We start from the raw sequence: 20,481 nt of genomic DNA on the forward strand, positions 1-20,481 counted from the left end.
CCTGCTGTTCCGTCATTCGGCATCGGGCGGCTGGAGCGCTGCGGAATGCGAAGCATTAACTATCTTCGGGATTGTCGCCCTCTAGCTTTCTCAACCTATGATAGCAATAAAATTAATTTTTTTGACGAGTACGGGAAACCGATGCGTGCGGGTTGCGACAATCCTGCCGGCCAAGTCTGCCGGCTGAACGGACCGGGTATGAGGGCTGGACGGGACAAAGGCGGACAGGATGGCCGTCCATGTGCGAGGATGCGGGCCCCGAACCGGATGGATCGCTTCGATGACGCTTGAGGAGGCCGATGATCTGCATCGGCAAAAAAAGGCCAAGATCGCGGCCGCTAAGGAAAAGCTCTATGCCGACAAGGTGATCGAGAAAGGCCTGTTGATCGTCCATACCGGGACGGGCAAGGGCAAGAGCACGGCTGCCTGGGGAATGGCGATGCGCTGCCTGGGCCATGGGCTCAAGCTGGGCGTCGTGCAGTTCGGCAAGGGCAGCCGCGATTCGGGCGAGCGCGCGCTCTTCACGCGCTTTCCCGACCTCGTCCGCCTCGTCGCCGTGGGCGAAGGCTTCACCTGGGAGACGCAGGACAAGGCGGCAGACATCGCAGCCGCGAAGGAGGCCTTCGCCGCTGCTTGCGCCATGCTGCAGGATCCGAGCTTCCACATGGTGATCCTGGACGAGCTCAACATCACGCTCCGCTACGAATATCTGCCCCTGGACGAGGTGCTGGCAGCGCTGCGAAGCCGCCATCCCGCCTGTCACGCCGTCGTCACCGGGCGCAATGCCAGGCCCGAATTGATCGAGATGGCCGATCTCGCCACCGAGATGACCCTCTTGAAGCATCCCTTTCGCGACGGCGTGAAGGCGCAGATCGGCGTCGAGTTCTGATGCGCCCCCGGGGTTTGATGATCCAGGGCACCTCCTCCAACGCCGGCAAGTCGCTGCTGGTGGCAGGGCTGGCGCGCGCCTTCACCTTGCGCGGCCTGAACGTGCGCCCCTTCAAGCCGCAAAATATGAGCAACAACGCCGCCGCTACCTTGGAGGGTGCCGAGATCGGCAGGGCACAGGCCCTGCAGGCCAGGGCCGCCAAGGTCGCCCCGCACGCGGACATGAACCCGGTCCTCCTGAAGCCCGAGAGCGAGCGCGGCTCACAGCTCGTCCTCCAGGGCAAGGTGGTGGGCCGGTTCGATGCGCTGGCCTATCAGGCGAAGAAGGCCTCGCTCCTGCCAGCCGTGCTGGAAAGCTTTCATCGCCTGGCACGATCAGCCGACCTCGTCCTCGTCGAGGGTGCGGGCAGCCCGGCCGAGATCAATCTGCGCGGCGGCGACATTGCCAATATGGGCTTTGCCCAAGCGGCCGCCCTACCCGTCATCCTGCTGGGCGACATCGAGCGCGGCGGCGTCCTGGCTCAACTGGTGGGCACGGTGGCCCTCCTCGAGCCGGCCGATCGCGCCTGCCTCGTCGGCTGGATCGTCAACAAGTTTCGTGGCGATCCCACGCTCTTTGCCAGCGCCGTGCCGATCATCGAGGGCCATACCGGCCTGCCCGGCCTGGGAGTCGTTGCCTGGTGTGACGCCGCTGCCGATCTGCCCAAGGAGGATGCCCTGGGGCTGGACGAGCTGGCGATCGGCCGCAAGACAGGGGCGAGGCTGCGCATCGCCGTCCTCCGCCTGCCCCGCATCGCCAATTTCGACGATATCGAGCCCTTGGCGATGGAAGAGGCCGTCGACCTGCGGATCCTCGATCCCGGCCAGGCTTTGCCCGGCGACATCGATCTCGTCATCCTGCCCGGCAGCAAGTCGACGCGTGGCGACCTGGCCGCCTTGCGCCGGGCCGGATGGGATATCGATATCAAGGCGCATCATCGACGGGGCGGCCACGTGCTCGGGCTATGCGGCGGCTACCAGATGCTGGGCAGGACGATCGCCGATCCGCTCGGGCTCGAGGGGCCGGCCGGCAGTGATCCTGGTCTCGGGCTCCTGGCGATCGACACGGTCCTGGAGGCCACGAAGACCGTGATGCCACGCCAGGCACTGGATGCAGAGGACGGCACACCGCTGCAAGGCTACGAGATCCATCTGGGGTCCAGCAACGGACCCGATCGCGACCGGCCCATGCTCGTCCTCGAAGGTCGCCCCGAAGGGGCGCGATCGGCGGATGGGCGCGTCTTTGGCACGTATCTGCACGGCCTTTTCGCCAATGACCGTTTCCGCGCGCGCTGGCTCCAGCGGCTGGCCAAGGGCAGCGCGTCCGAACTCGCCTACGAGGCGCGCGTGGAGGCTGCCCTCGATGGGCTGGCCGCCCATCTCGAGCGGCATCTCGACCTCGACAGGCTGCTGGCACTGGCCAGCCCCATTCAGCAAAATTCTTGATGCATGCGTGAACGGTCAAATATCAATTTATTTGATTGGTTATTAAGCCGCTGAATTACCAAGAAAAAACAGTATAGCAGCCAGCCCCAACAGGGCAGCGATCAGGATCAGATAGGCATTGCGGCAGAGGCGAATGGCCCGCTCGATGTCCCCCGGACCGACGTCTGGCGACCCCTCGCCCATCCACCCGTCGACCTCCATGCTGCCGTGATAGACGCGCGGGCCGGCCAGCCTGAGGTCGAGCGCCCCTGCGACGGCGGCCTCGGGCCAGCCAGCATTGGGCGAGCGATGCAGGCCGGCCGTTCGCCGCATGCTTTGCCATGCAGCGTGAAAGCGCCCGCTCAGGAGGCCGCTGACAGCAATCAGGGCGCCGCTGAGTCGAGCAGGCACGAGGTTCAGATGATCGTCCAGCCGAGCCGCGGCCCACCCGCAATGAAGATATCGCCGGCTCCGGTGGCCGATCATGCTGTCGGCCGTGTTGACGGCCTTATAGAGAAGGAGTCCGGGTAGGCCCAGGAGCAGGGCATAGAAGATCGGCGCCACGACGCCGTCGGAAAAATTCTCCGCCAGCGATTCGACCGCGGCCCGGCCGACTCCCGCCGCGTCGAGCGCCTCGGGGTCGCGACCGACGATGGCGCTCACCGCCCGCCTTCCCTCCGGCAGCCCCTGCAGGAGCCCGCGCCGCACGGCCTCGACATGCCGGACGAGGCTCCGCCAGGCAATAAGCGTCGCCATCAGGCAGCCCTCGACGATCCAGCCGGACGACCATCCAGCCAGCCCCGCATGGACGAGGCCGCCGACCAGCACGCAAGTCGACAGGAGAAGACAGAGCGCCAGGACGCCCGCCAATCGCTGCCGGCCAGGCGAGCGCTCAGGGTCGAAGAGGCGCTGATCCAGCCAGCCTATCAATCGGCCCAGAAGCACGACCGGATGCGGGAGACGACGCCAGAGCCAGGCGGGCTCCCCCAGTAGGGCGTCGAGGCCGATCGCCAACAGGAGAGCCAGAAGGCTCGTCAGAGGATCGGCCAGCAGCATCGACGGATGGTCTCGTCAAAATAGCGGGCATGCGAACCCGCATTGTCAAAATACCCGGCATCCCGGCCGGATGCACCCAACGCCGGAACATGGAAAAGCCGCGCCCTTGAGGCGCGGCTTTTCTGACGATGGCCACGATGGCCAGCCCGGAGCCGAGCAGTCTTTAAGGTCGCCAGGCCTCGTAGTCGCCGGTGGCGGGTGCGCGCTTGCCACCGCGTAACTCGTGGCCGGCCGGGACATAAGCCTGCGGCGTGCCGGTCAGATTTGGCAAATAGGGCTTTTCCCACCTTTTATGCGGGAGATTGGCAGCAGTCGGCACTTCCTGGATGCTATGATGCAGCCAGCCATGCCAGCCTGGCGGCACCATGCTGGGCTCGATCTCTCCGGCGCCCGCATAAACGACCCAGCGACGCTCCTGGCGCCAGTCGCTCCCACGCGCCTGACGATAATATTTGTTGCCGAACTCGTCCTCGCCGACGAACGCGCCGCGAAATCGCGTCATCAGAAAGGTTTGGAGCGCATTATCGCGCAAGAATCTCAGCAAGCCCTCTGCTCCCGTCTTGCCGCCCGCCGTAAACGCGCGGGCGCGCCTCATCGACCGCCCCATTATGCCCTGCCGCTCAGCACTCCGCCACCCTGTGGATAACAGGGGATAACGCCAGGACCGCAGGCGAACTGTGGATAAGAGGGGAAATCTGTGTGCCGTGATAACTCTCAGCAAAAATCAGCGAAACACTGAGATGCGGTCCTGCCGATGCACCAATCCGGATTCGGCCATGAGAACAAGACTGAACTCCAGCTCAGCTGACCTCATGCCGATAATTCCACCCTGGCGTGCGTGTTCTGCCTGTCACACCAACCCACCCAGGACGCGAAATCCAGCCTTTCAGGCCAAAGAGGGGCTTCACGAAACCCGCGAGAAGGAGGAATGTTCAGGGGCAGCGATATCGCTCGGCACCATATATTGGTCCGGAAGGATTCAGGCACTCAATATATAGCGAGCACGCGGAGTGAATGAGCTGCCGTCGCCTTGCCCGGGCGGCGACTGTCAACCTTGTATCAGTCAACGGTCAGGCATCTATCAGCGTCGCTTGAGTATCAATCTATGGGTACAAAAGGCGGGTTGAATCAGCCGATTTGAATTGACGAACAAGACGAGAACACGCATTTTGCGTCGTAAGGAGGAGAACAATGCCGCTGTCGATCACGCGGAAATTCACCAGCGACGGTGAGAGCCCTTACGCGGCCATTCCCTTCCGCACGACCTCGAGCGAGATCCGCAATCCGGACGGCTCGGTCGTCTTTAAGCTGGATCGTGCCGACGTCCCTGCCGCGTGGTCGCAGGTTGCCGTCGACGTTCTTGCCCAGAAATATTTCCGTAAGGCCGGTGTTCCGGCGCGCCTTAAGAGCGTGCCGGAAAAGGGCGTGCCCGCTTGGCTTTGCCGGCGTGTCGCCGACGAAAGTGCGTTGGCAAAGCTGCCCGAGGACGAGCGCTATGGAAGCGAGACAAGCGCCGCCCAGGTCTTTGATCGCTTGGCCGGTACTTGGGCCTATTGGGGTTGGAAGGGAGGCTATTTCAGCACCGAGGCGGATGTCCGCGCCTTCTATGACGAATTGCGCTGCATGCTCGCCAGACAGATGGGCGCGCCCAATTCGCCACAATGGTTTAACACGGGCCTGAACTGGGCTTACGGCATCGATGGGCCGGCGCAGGGCCATTTCTATGTCGACGAGACGAACGGCAGCGTCCTGGCGTCGAGTTCCGCCTATGAGCGCCCGCAACCGCATGCCTGCTTTATCCAAAGCATCGCCGACGACCTGGTCAATCAGGGCGGCATCATGGATCTCTGGGTGCGCGAGGCCCGTCTCTTCAAATACGGCTCGGGTACCGGAACTAATTTTTCCGCGCTGCGCGGCATCAACGAGCCGCTCTCCGGTGGCGGTCGTTCGTCGGGCCTGATGAGCTTTCTCAAGATCGGCGACCGGGCGGCCGGCGCCATCAAGTCGGGCGGAACCACGAGGCGTGCCGCCAAGATGGTGACCGTCGACGTCGATCATCCCGACATCGAGGACTATATTCTCTGGAAAGTGCAAGAGGAGCAGAAGGTGGCCGCCCTCGCCGCGGGCTCCAAGCTGCTCCAGCGGCATGCGCGTGCGGTGATGGCCGCCTGCCAGACCGACGGCATCGAGGGCGATCGCTTCGATCCCAAGAACAACCCCGCCCTTCGCAAGGCGCTCAAGGAAGCGCGCAAATCCCTGCTGCCGGATGCCGCCATGCAGCAGGTCCTGTTTTATGCGCGACAGGGCTACAAGGACATCGAGATCCGTACCTACGACACGGATTGGGACAGCGACGCCTACCTCACCGTTTCCGGCCAGAACTCGAATAATTCGGTGCGGCTGTCAGATGATTTCGTCCGAGCGGTGCTGGCCGATCGTGACTGGCGGTTGATCCGCCGAACGGACGGCAAGCTCGCCAAGTCGATCAAGGCCAAGACGCTGTTCGACAAGATCGCCTATGCCGCCTGGGCCAGCGCCGATCCCGGCGTGCAGTACGACACGACAATCAATGATTGGCACACCTGCCCCAGTGCCGGGCGGATCAATGCGTCCAATCCTTGCTCGGAATACATGTTTCTGGACGATACGGCCTGCAATCTGGCCAGCTTGAACCTGATGATGTTCAAGCAGACGGATGGTCGCTTCGCGGTCGATGACTTCATCCATGCGGTGAGGATCTGGACGATCGTGCTTGAGATCTCGGTCTTGATGGCGCAGTTCCCGAGCGAAAAGATAGCCGAGCTGTCCTTTCGGTTCCGCACCCTGGGCCTTGGCTTTGCCAATCTGGGCGGTCTCCTGATGGCCTCGGGCCTGGGTTATGATAGTGATGGCGGCCGAGCCTTCTGCGCGGCGATCACGGCGCTGATGACCGGTACCGCCTATGCCGTCTCGGCGGAGATGGCGGCGGCTCTCGGACCGTTCCCAGGCTTTGCGCCGGATCGTGAAAATGCGCTGCGCGTGCTGCGCAACCACAAGCGGGCCGCGTTCGGCGAGGCCACAGGGTACGAGTCGCTGAATACCCCGCCCGTCCCTCTGGATGCTGCCATCTGTCCCGACCCCGATCTGGCGCAAGCGGCCCGGCAGGCCTGGGAGCAGGCCGTTGTGGCAGCCGAACAACACGGGCTGCGCAACGCCCAGGTCTCAGTCATAGCGCCGACGGGTACGATTGGCCTCGTCATGGATTGCGATACCACCGGCATCGAGCCCGACTTCGCTCTGGTGAAGTTTAAGAAGCTGGCGGGCGGCGGCTATTTCAAGATCATCAATCGGATGGTCCCGGACGCACTTCGCACACTGGGCTACGGCACGGCTGAGATCGAGGCGATCACGCTCTATGCCGTCGGTCGCGGTACCCTCAAGGACGCCCCAGGCATCAATCACGAAACCTTGAAAATCAAAGGTTTCACGATGGAAGCTCTGGAAAAGCTTGAACAGAGCTTGCCGGCCGCCTTTGACATCAAATATGCCTTTAATCGCTTCACTCTGGGCGAGGACCTCTGCAAGGACGTCCTGGGCTTCACCGATGCGCAACTGGCCGAGCCAGGTTTTGACATGCTAAAAGCCCTCGGCTTTACCAAGGCGGAAATCGAGGCAGCCAATAATTACTGCTGCGGCACTATGACGATCGAAGGTGCGCCGCATTTGAAGCCCGAGCATTATGAAGTCTTCGATTGCGCCAATCCTTGTGGGCGACTGGGAAAACGCTTCCTGAGCACATCCAGTCATATTCGCATGATGGCGGCAGCTCAGCCATTTATTAGCGGCGCCATCTCGAAGACAATCAACATGCCGGCCAATGCCGGAATCGAAGATTGTGCCGAGGCTTATCTCGAAGGTTGGAAGCTCGGCCTCAAGGCCTTGGCCCTCTATCGCGATGGCTCGAAGCTCTCGCAGCCGCTTTCCTCACAACTGATTGAGGAATTGGATGACGAGGAGGACGATGTCGAGCCGGTTGTCTTGAGCCAGGTCGACCGGGTCAAGGAAGTAACGGAGCGTATTGTCGAGCGCTTGATTGGTGAACGGCGACGTCTACCCTCCCGCCGCAAGGGCTACACGCAAAAGGCTGTCGTCGGCGGACATAAGGTCTATTTGCGTACCGGCGAATACGAAGATGGCACGCTCGGCGAGATCTTCGTCGACATGCATAAAGAGGGGGCTGCCTTCCGCTCATTGATGAACAGCTTCGCGATCGCTGTTTCCATCGGCCTTCAATATGGCGTGCCGCTTGAGGAGTTTGTCGAAGCTTTTTCGTATACGCGGTTCGAACCGTCGGGAATCGTTAGCGGAAACGATACGATAAAGCTTGCAACTTCAGTTCTGGATTACATTTTTCGTGAGTTGGCTATATCTTATCTTGGACGAACCGACCTAGCTAATGTAGAACCAGCCGATGTACGGCATGATGCGATTGGAAAGGGTTTGCGTGAGGGCGAGCGAATCGAACAGCCGGCGACGGCCTTTGCCAGTTCGGGCTTCGTTCGCGCCAATCTTCGGCTCCTGGCCGGTGGCGGCCAGTCCGGGGTCAATACTGTGGCAGAGAAGTCATCTGTCATGAAGAGATCAGGTCACAGCGGCTCTCAAGGCCTTGCCGAGCCAGCTGCGACCTTTACCAATAGTCGCACCGAGCAGGTGCAGATCGCCAAGCTGAAAGGCTATGTGGGTGATCCCTGCTCGACTTGCGGCAACTTCACGCTGGTGCGGAATGGCACCTGCCTGAAATGCGATACCTGCGGCTCCACCACTGGGTGCAGCTAGGGTACGCATAGCGTCCCGTCGGGCAAGCGGGGCGTTTCTCTTGTATTCTCCTCCAACATGCTTAGGCCCGGGGTTTCCCCGGGCCTCTTTTTTTGTCCCCGGCCGAGAGCGATCGCTGCCGGCTCATCGATAGACGAAACAGCCACCTCACGATCCTGACCGCAGCCAGAGATCAAGATGGCTGATCCCACGTCAGTCTTCTCTCATCCCCCCGAATAATCCCCAGGCCTGCCCCAAGGCGCGGATTTTACCCACGCTTCATCCACAAGGCGGTGGGGATAGGACGCTGCGTCGGCAATGAGTTCGGAAAAGCCACCGACGACCTCCACAGTATGCTTGTGATCGCCAGCGTTGCCCGGCAAAAAGCTGCGATGAACGATCCTGTTGTAAGACCGAACTCTCTTGATTTGCTGGTCGTCGGCGCCGGTCCGGCCGGGTTGATGGCAGCCGAGATCGTCAGCGCCCAGGGCTATCGGGTGGCGGTGGTCGATCGCATGCCCTCGCCGGGGCGGAAGTTTCTAATGGCCGGCCTGGGTGGCTTGAACATCACCCATTCCGAGCCCTTGGCGGCTTTCATCGAACGGTACGGCAACGCACGCCCCTTTCTCGAGCCGGCAATCCGCCGCTTCCCACCGGCGGCGGTGCGTGAATGGGCGATGGAGCTTGGTGAGGAAACCTTTGTCGGCTCCAGTGGCCGAGTGTTTCCGAGATCCCTCAAGGCCTCACCATTATTGCGCGCCTGGTTGCGGCGCCTTGGAAGCTTGGGCGTAACCTTTCTCCCGAATGTCAAATGGGATGGTTGCACCTATGGCAATGTACATAAGTTGCGAACATCGACTGGGCGATTGGATGAGGTTTCACCCAGGGCAACAATTCTCGCTCTTGGTGGTGGAAGCTGGGGGCGCCTTGGCAGTGATGGGAGTTGGCTTGAGACCCTGGAAACGCTGGGTATAGGTTGCGCCGCATTCCGGCCAAGCAATTGTGGTTTCGGCATGGCCTGGAGTGACTCTTTTCGTCAGCGCTTTGCCGGAACGCCACTCAAACGTTTGCGCCTACGTTTCGCGCAATGGGAGAGTCAGGGCGAGTTGGTTGTAACGCAGGCAGGGCTGGAGGGAGGCGCGCTCTATGCTCTAAGCGGGCCGATCCGTGATCAGGCGGCCCTGACAGGCAGCGCTTCGGTCACGCTCGACCTCCTGCCCGATCGGGACGAGGCGGCATTGACACAAAGACTGGCGAAGCAGCCGACGCAGCAATCGCTCAGCAACCGGTTACGCAAGGCGACCAGCCTGCCACCGGTCGCCATTAATCTGCTGCGTGAGGTCAGGGGCTCGGATTTGCCGCGTGAGCCAGCGGCTTTGGCAGCACTGATTAAGAATCTACCTTTGCGCCTGTCCGGGCCTATCGGCCTGGAGAGGGCGATTTCGACGGCCGGTGGCGTACGGTGGGAGGAAATCGATCCCTCGTTCATGCTCAGGCGCCTGCCGGGCGTCTTCGTGGCGGGCGAGATGATCGACTGGGAAGCGCCGACGGGTGGCTACCTGCTGCAAGCCTGTATGGCGACCGGCGCCGCGGCAGGTGAAGGCGCGCTGCAATATCTGGCGCGTTCGCCAGAAAATCCCCAGCATGCCCCATGAAAAAGGCGCCAGTCGACTTTGGCGCCCCGTTCTGCTGGCCGTGCTAGGGATCAGGCGTAGAGACGATACTCCGGCGCGATCCTCACTCGCCCCAGCTTGGACGCCTCAGTGCGACTATCGATCTCGGCCTCGTCGTCGAGGAGCATGGCTTTGAGCAGATTACGGGCGCGATTAACCCGGCTCTTCACCGTGCCAACCTCGCAGCCGCAGATATCGGCGATATGCTCGTAGGAATAGCCATGGATCACGGCAAGTACGAGGACCTCCCGATGGGCGGGACTGAGCTTCACGAATGCCTTCTTGAAGGCCATGACCTCGATCCGGCTTTCCTGGTGCGCCGGAACGGTGGACAGCCGCTCGAGATCGTCGTCACCGATTTCCGATTTGACATGTTTGCGCGCTATAAGACTGCGGAAGCGATTGCGCAGGATGGTAAAGAGCCAGGCCTTCAGGTTCGAGCCTTCCTCGAACTGCGACTGCGCCTGCAGGGCGTTGACCACGGTGTCCTGGACGAGATCGTCAGCGAAATGTGGATCGCCATTCGTCAATGTCCGCGCAAATGCGCGCAGATGGGGCACGATCTGAAGAATGTCTTCGCGGAACATGCTCGTCCTTCTTTCCTCGTCGAGGGGTGCCTCGCCCCTCTTATCTAGTGGCCCAGGACATGGCCCTGGCAATTGCATCAACCGTCGAGGCCAATCTACGTTCCCGGAGATACATCACCATTTTGATATTCGTCGCGGATCGCAGAAATCAAGCAGCCCTGACGAGACTTGTTGCCTCGCGTCGCAGGACGAAATCGATCCGCAAGCGCGTGCCCGCCCCCTCCTCGATCTCGAGCTTGCCCCCCATCTGCTTGGCCAACAACGAGATCAAGGTCAGGCCGATCCCCGCCCTCTCGCGCGCAGCCCCTCGCGCGCGGCCGGCCGCTAGGCCGATCCCGTCATCGCTGATGAGCAGCCTTGCCTTGTTGTCACCCTCGTGCGTGAGTTCGACCTTGACTTGGCCACTGGTCCGATCGGGAAAGCCATGCTGGAAGGCGTTGCTCACGGCTTCCGTCACGAGGAGTGCCATGGGTATCGCCTGATCGGTCGAGATCGAGCCCGTCGGTGCCTCGACGCGAAGGTCGATCCCGCCATCGCCCTCACGCCTGAACTCCCGCAACATCTCCCCCAGTTCGCCAAGGAACTTTCCGAGTTGCACCGTGCCGACATCGTCATGCTCGTAGAGATTGCGATGCACGAGCGCCATCGCCTTGATGCGCAACTGCGCGTCCAGCATCGCTTCGCTGGCAGCCGGCGTCACCTGAGCACGCGCGCGGAGATTGAGAAGACTGGTGACGATCTGGAGATTGTTCTTCACCCGATGGTGGATCTCCTTGAGCAGCGCATCCTTCTGCCGCAGTGAGGTTTCGAGCTCTGTCTCGCGACGCTGCACGCGTTCGGCCATGCGTGCCAGCGTGGCACCCAACTCGCGCAGCTCGGTCGGCGCATGCCGCAGTGAGACCGGCATGTTCAGCTGGCCGCGACTATAGGCGCGCGCGGTGATGGCCAGCGCGCGAATATGTCGATTGATGAGGAGATCGGTCACGACCCAGATCGCAACGATCGCCAGCATGAGCGTCGAGGTTGGCGCAAAGATGCCGATGACGAGGTCGCTCTCCAGCCAAGACCAACGCGGACTGGGCAGACCGACCACGACATACATGCGCCCACCCAACACCGGCTCGGCGACAAAGAGCCGCCTTGGCTGATCCTCCATCTGCAGCGAACTCGGCCGGCCGGGCTCCTTTAGCAGCGTTGCTAGAGCGCCTTGCTGCAACTTGTCGGGATTGGCCGCCGCCAACCCCGACAGCAGATTGCCGCCGGAATCGAGAAGATAGAGCAGCGCGCCATCCGGCAGGTCCAGGGCCGGTAGCGCAGCGTTGAAATGATCGGCGGGCACCGCCCCGAGAACGGCACCTGACCGCCCCTGACGCAGTCCTACCGCCAGCTTGACTGCCTTCCCCCCTGGTAGCAGCGCGTCGTCCTCGAGTTTACCAACGACGAAGGTGGCGCCCTGTTCCAGCGCCCCGAGATAGGCATGGGCACCAGGGTCGCGCGTCAAAAGTTCCGCATTGCTGGAGCAACGCACGCGCCCCGCTCCATCGACGATGACGAGCCAGGAAAAATCCTCAAGACCCGTCAAGCCGTGCGCTATCTGGTCACTGCAGGCCAGCGAATCACCGATGTCCAGGCCAGGAGCTGCCGCAACGCGCTCCAACGTTGCTCGCTGACGGTCGAGAATGGCGGCATCGGCGGTAGCGATTGCCCTGGCACTGCGTTGCAGCGTCGCCTTGATACCGGCCGACTGGTCCAGATAGGCCTGAACGGCCTTGATCACGGCATAGGTCGCGGGTGCGACCAGGACGAGCCCCATGAGCAGCGCCATGCGCGCCTTTAGACTATTGATCCGCTCATAGAAATCGGCCAGTCGTCGCGCCGTGGCCGACACGGATCTATGACTTTCCCTGGAGACTCGCGGTCGTCAGCGCCTGCGCGATCGTCACATTCAGCGTGACGTCATCGAAGGGTTTGGTGATGAGGAAGGCGGGCTCGGGCCTCTCGCCCGTCAGCAACCGCTCGGGATAGGCGGTCACGAAAATGACCGGCAACGTAACCTCACTCAGGATCTCCTGGACCGCTTCCAGTCCAGAGCTGTCATCGGCCAGCTGAATGTCGGCAAGGACCAGGCCCGGATTGCCGCTCCGCGCCATCTCGACCGCCTCCTTGTGGGTCGTGGCGATACCAACGACGGTGTGGCCGCTTTGGCTGACCGTGGAGGAGATATCGAGCGCAATCACGGGCTCGTCCTCGATGATCAAGATACGCGTCGCCGGTTGGCGGCGAAGCGATTCCTTGGCTTCCCCCAGGATCAGGCCCGCATCCTCCAGCGACAGATCGACGATTTGGGCGGCATCCCCGAGGCTGAAGCCCTCCAACGTCGTCAAGAGGAGAAGATGTCGACCCAACGGCAAGAGGCCGCTCAGCCTGGAATCCAGAACCGCGTGTCCCTCGGTCCGGTACGTGGTCTGGCTGTTCGATGGCGCGCAAGCTAATTTGAGCGTCGCATTCAACGCCCGAAACAACGCGACCTTGACGCCCAGGCGTTCGATCGGTTCACGTTCATTCAGCAGCCGTTGCAGCGCCTCCTTGACCTGGTCGTCGGCGATCGCCTGGCTGCCCAGCACGGCACGGGCGAACCGCCTCATGAACGGCACCTCGCTTGCGATCTCCCGTGTCACGTCATGCATCGAGGACATGTTTGCTCCAGCCTGGCCACCCGCGCCAACTCCCGATTTGGAAGCTAGTCTTTTTGCCCGTCCTTCTTCGCCGGCTCGCGCTCGCGAAAACCTTCGATCAGCCTGGCGATCTCGTCCGGCACGGCCTCGTTCAGGACCGGATCATAAAGCCCGTGCAATTGCTTGCCCAACCAGCGTTCAAAAGCGGGGTCGGCCTTCTTATTGCTCTGGCCGCTTGGCTCTGGCACTGGCTTTGGCCCTTTCGCATGTCGGTTCGACGTCATTCGACCAGCAGGTCCATTCTGGATCGAGCAGCTTCCACCAACGAACGGGACATGTGATCAAAGGTTCGATCCGTGCGGCAATTTAAACCGCAGCGTGGCATCACGCTTCGTCCGAGCGACCGGACGCAGCGCCCTTTGAACCTGAGGAACGGTCTCAAGAGCCGGGCTGCCGCAAGCCGCGCGCGGCAGCCTGCGCCACCTCGTCCATGACGCGCGCCACCGCCGGTACGCGCGCCGCCCAATGCAGACAGCCATGCGTCAGCCCGCGCCAACGCCTATAGTCGACATCGCCCCCGGCCTCGATAAGGCGGACAGCCAACGCCACGCTATCGTCGGCTAAGGGGTCGCAAGTGGCGGCACCGACCAAGAGCGGCGGCAGGCCGGTGAAATCCGCATCTCCTTCCAGAGGGGCGAGAAAGGGATCGTCTGAGCCGGTCGAGCCGGCATAAAGGCCCCAAAACCACCGCATAGCCGCAACCGAGAGGCCATAGGCGTCGCTGCCATAGCGTTGATACGAAGCGGTTTCGAAGTGACGACCATAGGCCCCGTAGAGGAGGCCCAGCCAGTCGACATTGCGTTGCCCTTGGGCGCGCAGTCGCAATGACGCGGCAAGCGCCAGGGTGGCGCCAGCGGAATCGCCTGCCACGCCCAGGGCGCCCGGCGCGAATTGCCTTCCCTCACCGCGCAGCCAGTCGATCGTCGTCAACACGTCGTCGAGGGCAGCTGGATAGGGGTGTTCGGGTGCCAGCCGATAGTCGAGGCTGACGAGCCGGAAGCCGCCGGCGGCGGCTAGGCGGCGGCAGATGCCGTCATGCGATTCGATCGACCCCAGGACCCAGCCGCCACCATGCAGATAGAGCAGCGTACCCGTGGCGGCGGCGTCCTTCGCATAGAGGCGCAGCCGGAGCGGCGCTCCGTCGGTCGGCACCAGATGGTCCTCGACCAGCGGCAGTGCGGGGGCAGTGGCGTTCCAAGGTGCGTTGCGCTCCAAGGTCAGCTTTCGCGCCAGCACGGGATCGTCCGAGGCGCCCACCCGCCGTTCGGCCAGAATCGACCGGATCGCCGGATCGACCTCCGCCATGGAATCTTCAAGATCTGGATCGATCATGGGCAACGGGCTCAGTCCCAGGCGCCGGACGCGATCCGTTCGGCGTGATTGATTACGAGCGAAATGTGGGTCTCGTCGGGAAGGACGAGATGACGCGCATCCGGCAAATGCCGGCGCCACCAAGCCCCCTGTCCCGCCCCGACGACATTGTCGGCACCGCCCTCGAGAATCAAGGTCGGCGCGGCAATCTTCGCAAGGTCGAAATCCCAGGCCGTGGTCAAGGTCGCTATGTCGATGACGAGGCCGGCAGTGCCGTTGCGCGTGCCTTCGCGGTAGGAGGCGAACAGCCGTTCGGCAACCTTGTCTGGGTCGGCGGCGCGGATCGGCCCGAGGTCGCGGCGAATGGCCATGCGACCAAGTCGCTGATCGAGGCCGCTCCGGCGTACGCGCCGAAGAAGATGGGGCATGAAAACGCGCAAGAGGCGGAGATGGCGGCGCGCGCGCAAGATCAGCCCTGCCCGGCCGTCGCCGATGGCGCTGGGATCGGCTAGCGCGCAGACCAGCGAGAGATGCGCCACGCGATCACCGAGGACGGCAGCAGCGGCAGCGGCGAAAGGGCCGCCGGCGGAGACGCCCACCAAGCGGCAGGCGGTGATGCCAAGGCGGTCTAGCGCCAAGGCGATGCGCTCGCCAAAATCGGTGAGACTTAAAGGATCGGCCGCCGCCGTGGACCCGCCATAGCCAATACGGTCGAAGGCCACAATATTGCCGAGCGGCCGCATCGCGGCCCGTGGTTCCAGTCTGGAGCCCATAAAGCCGTGCAGGTAGACCGTCGGCAACTGCTCTCTGGTGCCGTACTCCGCCGCCAGCAACTGGCCTTTTGGGCCGAGATCGATCTGGTGCTGGGCGAAGTCGTCGCCCGAACGCATCGTCCGCAGCATTATATCCATGAGCAGGCTCTCCTTGTCACGACGACAAGGACTGGCCTCGATACCTAGCCGAGACGATTGAAGGTTTGAAGATCCGGCGGGTTCTAGAAAGCTGGCAGATTGCCCGCATCGTTGGTGTTCGACGCATCTGCGGTGGTGTCGTCCGAACTCGGCTCGTCGACGCGCTCGATCCGCACACGGGCCACACCCGATCGCGTCATGCCGAGGTCGCGGGCGGCGGCACGCGAGAGATCGATGACCCGGCCGGGAACGAAGGGCCCTCGATCATTGATGAGAACAGTTACCGAGCGACCGTTCTGTAGGTTGGTCACCATCACGGTGGACCCTAGCGGCAACCGCCGATGGGCCGCTGTCAGCGCGTTCTGGTCGAAGGAATCACCACTTGCCGTCTGTCGACCATGGAGCCCGGGGCCATACCAGGAGGCCTTACCTACCTGTGAAAAGCCGTCATTATCCGCGTTTCTGTCACCACTTGCGGTTTCCGCAAAAGAGGGCGTGATCAAGATACCGGACAAGACCGCAACCATACTCATAGTCGCGATCGGGTTCATTGGCGTTCCTCAAATCATTCTTGCTGCCTGCGATAAACACGATCTCAGTCGAATGGGCCACCCCCTTTTTGCAGATCATGTTTTTACCAAGCCCACATGACACGTCTTTTACGAAGCCTGCATGCTGGATTCGCAATGCCTGGAGATAAGAAATTCTACTTGGATATTTACTTCAGTATTCTTGTTTTTATCTTTTCAACCAAGGTCAGCTTAGTCATATGCCGGCGCTGGGCCGAGAGAGCCGGCAAGCTGTGGCGGGCCGCATTTGGGCGAATTTTTAATTCGTGGCGCGCATGGATTTTCACCACATGGTGGATAATATTCACGTTTTATCTCGCCTTGCGCTAGTCGAACCGCTGGCCGGGGGGTCGTCCGGCGGCTCGGCCCCCAGGTCTGGACTAGGCGACTTTGTCGATGTTCCAAAAATGCGGTGCTGTACCCGGCAGCACGCCGCTCAGCCGCTGATGGATCGCCATCGGCAATTTGTACTGGCCGAGATAGGCGTGCGTGCCCAACTCCTGCAGGGCATAGAGTTGGATGGCGCGCGCTTGTTCCTGCTCAGCCGCAAGATCGGGCGCCTCGACGAAACGCCGCTTCATCTCCTCAAGCCGCGGATCATCGAACCAGCCGTCATAGCCGGTCTCGCCCGTGGCATTCAGCGTGGCCGTGCTGATGGGATCGAGGGCGTCGACCGAATTGGCCGTACCGAGGAAGATCGACCATCCTCCGGCGGTGGGTGCTGCCTTGGAATGGCGGCGATCGAGATAGGCCTGCCAGCCGAGGGGGACCATCTGTACCTTGAAGCCGCCGCGCTCGAGGAGTTGCCGTGCCACCGGCGCCAACTGGCTGAGGACGGGTTGGTCCAGGGGGTGGAGCAGGACGATAGGCGCTCCGGCATAGCCGACCTCGCGCAAAAGGCGCTTGCACCGCTCGAAATCCGATTTCAACAGCGACACACCGCCTTCCGGGGTGGCAAGAGGCGTGTCACAGACGAACATGGCCGGGCAGGACTCGTAATAGAGCGGATCGCCGATAGCGCTCTTAAGAAAATCCTCCTGATTGAGGCATGCGATCGCCGCTTGGCGCAGGCGGGGATCGGCAAAGGGCGGCCATAGCGGATTGAAGCGCAGGAAAAGCTGGTTGCCTAAGGCATTTTGCTCGAGCAGCACCGTCTCGGCATCATCCTTGAGAACGTCGAGCTGGTCGATTGGCGGCTGCTCGATCATGTCGAGCTCGCCCGCCAGGAGCGCATTGACGGCCGATTGCGGGTCGGCGGCAAAAACGCACTCCACCCGATCCAGATGGACGACCTTGCCACCCGCCTCCCATGAGGGCGCCTCGGGGCGCGGCGAATAGCCGGCAAAGCGGTCATAGACGGCGATGGTGCCTGGCTTCCAGCGGGCGGCATCGAAGGTGAAGGGGCCGGAACCCACCTGCTCGGCCACGGCCTGGTCGGGCGGCGTTTCCGCCAGCCGCTCGGGCATGATGAAAAGCACGCGCGTCGAGGGACCGCCCAAGGCGTGAAGCACCAGGCCGAAGCGCCGCTCGAGAACGATCTCGAAGCTGACACTGTCCAGGACCGTCATGCGACGGACCGCGCGCAGCAGCATCTGCCCCAGGGTATCGCGAGCAGCCCAGCGCCTGATCGAGGCCACGGCATCGGCGGCGGTGACGGGCCGATCGTCGTGGAACAGCAGCCCCTCGCGCAGGGTGAAGCGATAGACGAGCCCGTCCTCACTGACTTCGTAACGCTCCACCATCTGCGGCTGAATATGGCCGTCGGCATCCATGGCAAAGAGCGTGTCGTAGATCATGTAGGCATGGTTGCGCGTGGCATAGCTGCCGCTCTGCACGGGATCGAGCGAGCGCAACTCGTTCAGCATGGCGGCACGCAGGACTTTGCGCTTGCGGGCCTGTGCCGGACGAAACCCGAAAAGGGCGCCGCCCAGAAGGCTGGCACCGGTCGCTTGCAGGGCCAGGCGGCGCGAAATCATCGACGCTCCATCTGCCGGGCCGCTTGCGGCCCTTGGACTACGTCAGTTCAGGAAACCAAAAGTCGCAGGCGTGGTCCAATGACCCAGAGCCGGCAAATGGTCCAGGGACCATGGGCTGGCAAGATGCCTTCAATATGGTGCGGTCGAGAAGACTCGAACTTCCACGCCCTTGCGGGCGCCAGCCCCTCAAGCTGGTGCGTCTACCAATTCCGCCACGACCGCACGCGACTGAAACCGCGTGGTTCCACGCGAGGGCCGTGAGGTAGCAAAAGCCTTGCTGACTTGCAAGCGGCTGCCAGACGTGATCTTCAAATGCGCATCATGTGCGCTGAACGCTCCTTACCGGCCGACGCGGCCTCGGCCACCAATCTGGCGGATTGGGAGGTGGCCCAAGCACCCGTCCCCTATCCTCAGGCCCTGGCCCGTATGGAGGCGCATGCCGACGCCATTCGCGCCGGCACCGCCTCGGATCTCGTCTGGCTGCTTGAGCACGAGCCGGTCTACACGGCCGGGACGAGTGCTGATCCCAGGGAGTTGATCGGTCGGCCCGACATTCCCGTCTTCGAAGCAGGACGCGGCGGCCGTTACACCTATCACGGGCCCGGCCAGCGGGTTGCCTATCTGATCCTCGACCTCAAACCCTATGGCAGCGACCTTAGGCGGCATGTGTGGCGGCTGGAAGAAATGGTGATCCGCACACTGGCCGAGTTCGATATCAAGGCGGAGCGACGCCAAGGCAGGATCGGCGTGTGGGTCGAGACGCAAGAAGGCGAGATGAAGATTGCCGCCATCGGCGTGCGCGTGCGCCGCTGGGTCGCCTTTCACGGACTCTCCTTGAATGTCGATCCGGCGCTGGCGGACTTCGCCGGCATCGTGCCCTGCGGCATTGCCGAGTTCGGTGTCACCTCCATGGCGGCCCTTGGCAGGCCCGCCCCCATGACCGCCGTCGACGCTGCGCTGCTTCGTCATTTCAAGGCGGTGTTCGGCCAGGATCGGCAAGCTGGCAACGTTGCCGCCCTCTCGCTATGAGCAAAGGCCAGGGTTTGCATGATCGAGGAGGCGCGCCATGGACGAGGAAGACATGCCGAGCAAGACGGCGGTGGGGCCGGGCTTGCCACGCCCGCTGAACGGGCTGTCAGTTGAGGAGCTCGAGAAATACCTGACCACGCTGAAGCAGGAAATCGGCCGCGTCGACGTCGAGATAGCCCGGCGGCGCGATGTGCGCGGCGCCGCCGAGGCGCTCTTCAAGCGACCTGGCTAGCGCGCGCGGCTTGAAGGGTTAGCGAAAAAGCCATGCGCTTTTGCTCCTCCTGCGGCCAGCCCGTGGCCAAGATGATCCCCAAGGGTGACGAACGCGAGCGCTTCGTCTGCCTCGGCTGCGCGACCATCCACTACGTCAATCCCAAGATCGTCGTAGGCGCGCTTTGCGTCCATGAGGACCGTATTCTTCTCTGTCGCCGGGCGATCGAGCCGCGCGTCGGTTTTTGGACCCTGCCAGCCGGCTTCATGGAGTTGGGTGAGACGGCCGAGGAAGGGGCCGTGCGCGAGGCCATGGAAGAGGCCAATGCGAAGATCGCCATCGATGGTCTGCTTGCCATCTACAGTATCAAGCGCATCGATCAGGTGCAGATCTTCTATCACGCCCGCCTGCTCGATCCGGCGGTCAGTCCAGGCGTCGAGAGCCAGGCCGTCATGCTGGTGGGCTTTGATGCCATTCCTTGGGACGAATTGGCCTTTCCCTCGGTCGAATGGGCGCTCAGACGCGCGATCGAGCTACGCCAGCAAGCACGTGCCGGCTGATGCCGGGCAGGCGCTCCCCGCGCCCGCATCCCTTGATGAAGACCGAATGCTGTGAGGAAGGATTGACAAGCCTCGGGTGGGCCCTCATCAAGCCTACACCATGAAGGATGGTGTAGGGATGACGTTGGTGCGGAGCGACATGCGACGACGACGCGGGATGTACCGTCCAGCGCTTCTTCGCTGGCGTCTCGCCGGCTCTTCCTTCGCCTAGCACCGCGATCTTAAACGGGCATGGGCGAGGAAGGCGACGACGCCTCAGGTCTCGCCCCTCCTGGTAGCCCGCCATGTATGACCTCACCCTCGAACGGCCCGAAGACGCACTCGCGATCGAGGACATCCTAGACCGCGCCTTCGGTCCCGACCGGCAAAAAAAGGTCTCCTATCGCTATCGCGTCGGCGTGGCGCCGATTGCTGCCTATTGCATGGTCGCCCGCGACCAGGATCGGATCGTGGCCACCATCCGTTACTGGCCGATCCGTCTCAGCCGCCGCAAGGCATTGCTGCTCGGGCCCGTGGCCGTCGACCCGGCCCTGCAATCGCAGGGCATCGGCCGCGCCCTAATCCACGCGACGCTGGCGCGCGTGCGCGCCGCCGGCCCCTGCCTCGTCTTCCTGGTGGGCGATCCGGCCTATTACGGGCAGTTCGGTTTCAACGTCGTGCCGCCCCGGATCGTCATGCCGGACGAGGATCCCGGCCGACTCCAATGCCTGAGCCTGC

At 62.7% G+C, this 20,481-nt stretch carries 17 protein-coding genes, 1 tRNA gene and 1 pseudogene; 8 read left to right on the forward strand and 11 right to left on the reverse strand.

From position 1 onward, the window contains the following. Nucleotides 1-229 precede the first annotated feature (229 nt). Entirely contained in the window at nt 230-889 is a 660-nt protein-coding gene (gene cobO / locus CFB17_RS06895) for a cob(I)yrinic acid a,c-diamide adenosyltransferase (protein ID WP_322112128.1), read from the forward strand. Then, entirely contained in the window at nt 889-2,373 is a 1,485-nt protein-coding gene (locus tag CFB17_RS06900) for a cobyric acid synthase (protein ID WP_207761963.1), read from the forward strand. Before cobO ends, CFB17_RS06900 begins: the two co-directional genes overlap by 1 nt. A 42-nt stretch (nt 2,374-2,415) precedes the next feature. On the opposite strand, the gene cbiB is transcribed toward CFB17_RS06900, so the two are convergent. Then, nucleotides 2,416-3,408, reverse strand: a complete 993-nt coding sequence (gene cbiB, locus CFB17_RS06905) for an adenosylcobinamide-phosphate synthase CbiB (protein WP_088560683.1) — start codon at nt 3,406-3,408, stop codon at nt 2,416-2,418. A gap of 163 nt (nt 3,409-3,571) precedes the next feature. Next, the gene (locus CFB17_RS06910) at nt 3,572-3,952 is read right to left on the reverse strand and encodes an NADH:ubiquinone oxidoreductase subunit NDUFA12 (protein ID WP_243389778.1); all 381 of its coding nucleotides are present in this window, start codon (nt 3,950-3,952) and stop codon (nt 3,572-3,574) included. A 653-nt stretch (nt 3,953-4,605) separates the two neighbouring features. Between CFB17_RS06910 and CFB17_RS06915 the strand changes: the two genes are divergently transcribed. Both CFB17_RS06915 and CFB17_RS06920 read left to right on the forward strand, forming a co-directional pair. Beyond that, a complete protein-coding gene (locus CFB17_RS06915) occupies nt 4,606-8,223 on the forward strand; it encodes a vitamin B12-dependent ribonucleotide reductase (RefSeq protein WP_088560926.1) in 3,618 nt (1,205 codons plus the stop codon). A gap of 407 nt (nt 8,224-8,630) precedes the next feature. Continuing rightward, complete coding sequence (locus CFB17_RS06920) at nt 8,631-9,857, forward strand: BaiN/RdsA family NAD(P)/FAD-dependent oxidoreductase (RefSeq protein WP_322112129.1); 1,227 nt, start codon at nt 8,631-8,633, stop codon at nt 9,855-9,857. Nucleotides 9,858-9,907: 50 nt separating this feature from the next. On the opposite strand, the gene CFB17_RS06925 is transcribed toward CFB17_RS06920, so the two are convergent. The 9 genes from CFB17_RS06925 to CFB17_RS06965 all read right to left on the reverse strand — a co-directional run bounded on the left by CFB17_RS06925 (nt 9,908) and on the right by CFB17_RS06965 (nt 18,186). Beyond that, nucleotides 9,908-10,462 carry a sigma-70 family RNA polymerase sigma factor gene (locus CFB17_RS06925; protein WP_165769472.1) on the reverse strand — a complete coding sequence of 185 codons (555 nt, stop codon included), beginning with the start codon at nt 10,460-10,462 and terminating at the stop codon, nt 9,908-9,910. A 148-nt stretch (nt 10,463-10,610) separates the two neighbouring features. Further along, nucleotides 10,611-12,350 carry a sensor histidine kinase gene (locus tag CFB17_RS06930; RefSeq protein ID WP_088560686.1) on the reverse strand — a complete coding sequence of 580 codons (1,740 nt, stop codon included), beginning with the start codon at nt 12,348-12,350 and terminating at the stop codon, nt 10,611-10,613. Between the two features lie 4 nt (nt 12,351-12,354). Beyond that, nucleotides 12,355-13,158: a response regulator gene (locus tag CFB17_RS06935; RefSeq protein ID WP_207761964.1), complete on the reverse strand. Its 804-nt coding sequence runs from the start codon at nt 13,156-13,158 to the stop codon at nt 12,355-12,357. 44 nt (nt 13,159-13,202) lie between these two features. After that, complete coding sequence (locus CFB17_RS06940) at nt 13,203-13,385, reverse strand: hypothetical protein (RefSeq protein ID WP_243389779.1); 183 nt, start codon at nt 13,383-13,385, stop codon at nt 13,203-13,205. 190 nt (nt 13,386-13,575) lie between these two features. Then, the gene (locus tag CFB17_RS06945) at nt 13,576-14,529 is read right to left on the reverse strand and encodes an alpha/beta hydrolase (RefSeq protein WP_088560688.1); all 954 of its coding nucleotides are present in this window, start codon (nt 14,527-14,529) and stop codon (nt 13,576-13,578) included. Between the two features lie 11 nt (nt 14,530-14,540). Further along, nucleotides 14,541-15,419, reverse strand: a complete 879-nt coding sequence (locus tag CFB17_RS06950; protein WP_088560689.1) for an alpha/beta fold hydrolase — start codon at nt 15,417-15,419, stop codon at nt 14,541-14,543. Nucleotides 15,420-15,502: 83 nt separating this feature from the next. Next, nucleotides 15,503-15,952: a septal ring lytic transglycosylase RlpA family protein gene (locus CFB17_RS06955; protein ID WP_243389780.1), complete on the reverse strand. Its 450-nt coding sequence runs from the start codon at nt 15,950-15,952 to the stop codon at nt 15,503-15,505. A 416-nt stretch (nt 15,953-16,368) separates the two neighbouring features. Beyond that, entirely contained in the window at nt 16,369-17,964 is a 1,596-nt protein-coding gene (locus CFB17_RS06960; protein ID WP_088560691.1) for an ABC transporter substrate-binding protein, read from the reverse strand. Nucleotides 17,965-18,099: 135 nt separating this feature from the next. Then, nucleotides 18,100-18,186 (reverse strand) — tRNA-Leu (locus CFB17_RS06965). A gap of 99 nt (nt 18,187-18,285) precedes the next feature. On the opposite strand from CFB17_RS06965, the gene lipB reads away from it, so the two are divergent. The 4 genes and pseudogenes from lipB to CFB17_RS20125 form a co-directional block, all read left to right on the forward strand. Next, nucleotides 18,286-18,993, forward strand: coding sequence for a lipoyl(octanoyl) transferase LipB (lipB, locus tag CFB17_RS06970; RefSeq protein WP_207761977.1), 708 nt, complete (start codon nt 18,286-18,288; stop codon nt 18,991-18,993). Between the two features lie 37 nt (nt 18,994-19,030). Continuing rightward, entirely contained in the window at nt 19,031-19,225 is a 195-nt protein-coding gene (locus tag CFB17_RS06975; protein ID WP_088560693.1) for a DUF1192 domain-containing protein, read from the forward strand. 32 nt (nt 19,226-19,257) lie between these two features. Then, entirely contained in the window at nt 19,258-19,764 is a 507-nt protein-coding gene (locus tag CFB17_RS06980) for an NUDIX hydrolase (protein ID WP_088560694.1), read from the forward strand. Between the two features lie 284 nt (nt 19,765-20,048). Then, nucleotides 20,049-20,408, forward strand: a pseudogene (locus CFB17_RS20125) (GNAT family N-acetyltransferase); the annotation flags it as partial. Between the last annotated feature and the right edge of the window lie 73 nt (nt 20,409-20,481).

Source organism: Arboricoccus pini, assembly GCF_900187945.1.
In the GTDB taxonomy this organism is placed as follows: Bacteria; Pseudomonadota; Alphaproteobacteria; order Geminicoccales; family Geminicoccaceae; genus Arboricoccus; species Arboricoccus pini.

Excerpts from the sequence above, each read along its gene's own strand:
- CFB17_RS06960 (WP_088560691.1), bottom strand. The coding sequence starts at position 17,964 with ATGATTTCGCGCCGCCTGGCCCTGCAAGCGACCGGTGCCAGCCTTCTG.
- cobO (WP_322112128.1), top strand. The coding sequence starts at position 230 with ATGGCCGTCCATGTGCGAGGATGCGGGCCCCGAACCGGATGGATCGCT.
- CFB17_RS06945 (WP_088560688.1), bottom strand. The coding sequence starts at position 14,529 with ATGATCGATCCAGATCTTGAAGATTCCATGGCGGAGGTCGATCCGGCG.
- CFB17_RS06955 (WP_243389780.1), bottom strand. The coding sequence starts at position 15,952 with ATGAGTATGGTTGCGGTCTTGTCCGGTATCTTGATCACGCCCTCTTTT.
- CFB17_RS06950 (WP_088560689.1), bottom strand. The coding sequence starts at position 15,419 with ATGGATATAATGCTGCGGACGATGCGTTCGGGCGACGACTTCGCCCAG.
- CFB17_RS06925 (WP_165769472.1), bottom strand. The coding sequence starts at position 10,462 with ATGTTCCGCGAAGACATTCTTCAGATCGTGCCCCATCTGCGCGCATTT.
- lipB (WP_207761977.1), top strand. The coding sequence starts at position 18,286 with ATGTGCGCTGAACGCTCCTTACCGGCCGACGCGGCCTCGGCCACCAAT.
- CFB17_RS06980 (WP_088560694.1), top strand. The coding sequence starts at position 19,258 with ATGCGCTTTTGCTCCTCCTGCGGCCAGCCCGTGGCCAAGATGATCCCC.
- cbiB (WP_088560683.1), bottom strand. The coding sequence starts at position 3,408 with ATGCTGCTGGCCGATCCTCTGACGAGCCTTCTGGCTCTCCTGTTGGCG.
- CFB17_RS06935 (WP_207761964.1), bottom strand. The coding sequence starts at position 13,158 with ATGTCCTCGATGCATGACGTGACACGGGAGATCGCAAGCGAGGTGCCG.
- CFB17_RS06900 (WP_207761963.1), top strand. The coding sequence starts at position 889 with ATGCGCCCCCGGGGTTTGATGATCCAGGGCACCTCCTCCAACGCCGGC.
- CFB17_RS06975 (WP_088560693.1), top strand. The coding sequence starts at position 19,031 with ATGGACGAGGAAGACATGCCGAGCAAGACGGCGGTGGGGCCGGGCTTG.